At 32.0% G+C, this 1,782-nt stretch carries 2 protein-coding genes; both read left to right on the forward strand.

Annotated elements, in window-relative coordinates; genetic code table 11:
- Nucleotides 1-1,553 (forward strand): TonB-dependent receptor (locus ACSV4D_RS18075; RefSeq protein WP_439229387.1); only part of this gene is annotated, 1,553 nt, incomplete at its 5' end.
- Between the two features lie 12 nt (nucleotides 1,554-1,565).
- A partial coding sequence (locus ACSV4D_RS18080; RefSeq protein ID WP_439229388.1) for a hypothetical protein occupies nucleotides 1,566-1,782 on the forward strand: 217 nt, incomplete at its 3' end.

The raw sequence follows: 1,782 nt of genomic DNA on the forward strand, positions 1-1,782 counted from the left end.
TAGTTTGCAAAGCAAAAGGAATCTCGTATTTGGAAACCACACAAACTTTAAACGAAACGAGTTTATCTTTTGAATTACCAAAAGACAAAACACCGGAAGGCATTAGTCAAATAACAGTTTACGATAGCAATAATAAGCCACAAAGCGAGCGATTAATTTACATTGAAAAAGAACATGATTTAGAAGTTGAATTTTCAACAGATAAATCAACTTATCAACCTAATGAGAAAGCAACATTAAGCATAAGCTCAAAATCCAGATCTGGAGAAGGAAAATCAGCCAGTTTTTCATTGAGTGTCACCGATACGAACGGCGTTGAAAATGATAATTTTGAATCCAACATCTGTTCTTATTTTCTGATGGAATCGGATATTCGAGGAAAAGTAGATCATCCGGGCTATTATTTTGATACCAATAATCCCAAACGATTAGAGCATTTGGATAATTTATTGCTAACCCAAGGTTGGCGTGATTTTGTATGGAAAACAATGCCTCAGGCTGATGAAAAGAATTTGTTTAAAGTTGAAAAAGGAATTACGATATCAGGAAAAGTCAAGCAACTTTTTGCTGACAAACCATTAGTAAATAATAGTTTGACATTGGCTTTATCAGGTAAGAAGAATCGAAATATTTTTAGCGCTATTACTGATTCCATTGGACGTTTTCAATTTGAAAACCTGATGTTTGCCGGCAAAACGAATATGTACCTAAATACCAGAGATGAAAAAGGAAAATTCAGAGGGGAAATTGTTTTAGATTCTATTGAACGTGCTCCAATTCCTGTAAGATTAAAAAAAGAGCTATTTCTTTTGCCTGATACAAATCAGATTACTGAAAATGTATTGAATAAATTTACAGCTTTTGGAGTAAAACCAGAAAATGTTTTGAAAGAAGTGGAAGTTAAAGGAAGAAAAAAAAATAATGTTATTGTTCCATACGGAGTTCCTGATTACAGGTTTGTTGCAGACGCAACTACAAAAAGCTTAACTACTATTTATGATGTTTTAGATAAAGTTCCTAGTGTTCAAGTTGTTGATAGAGGGGTGACGATTTTGGGAGAACATAATCTTCCGCCACTTATATTAATTGATGGTTATCAAATGTTAGAAACTAATGAATTAGACTGGATATCGCCCAATGATGTTGTAAAAATTGATGTTGTAAGAGGTGGAGAAATTGCACAATTATTTATTTTAGAAAATCCAGAAACTTTAGGCGGCGTTATTTCAATTTTTACAAATGGAAATAGAGGTAATAAACCTAAAAAAAATCCTCTTCATTCTATTAAACAAGAACTAGAAGGTTTTTATACTGCACGTGTTTTTTATATGCCGGATTCTGAAAAAACCAATGAAGAATTAGATAAAAAAATAGCTGTAAGAAATACTATTTATTGGAATCCTTATGTACATCCAGATAAAACGGGAAATGCCACTGTAAATTATTTTAATACAAAGGTAGAAACCAAAGTAAAAGTAGCTCTGGAAGGAATCACCGGTAGCGGAATTCCTGTAGTTAGAAAGACTTTCTATACTATTAAAAACAGTCAATAAATTAGATTCTATATGCTTAAAAATAAAAAATGCAGTTTATTCTGTTTCTTTTTGGGGTTAGTATCATTCGGTTTTTTGCAGGCTCAACAACAAAAAACCATTCCTGATATCGAAAAAATCTACCTCCATACCGATCGATCAACTTATTTTGCAGGTGAAGATTTATGGTACAAAGCTTATAATGTAAGAGCTTCAAATAACTTACTTTTTGATAACAGCAACATTTTAT

It is taken from the genome of Flavobacterium sp. ARAG 55.4 (genome assembly GCF_051846875.1).
GTDB classification, from domain to species: domain Bacteria; phylum Bacteroidota; class Bacteroidia; order Flavobacteriales; family Flavobacteriaceae; genus Flavobacterium; species Flavobacterium plantiphilum.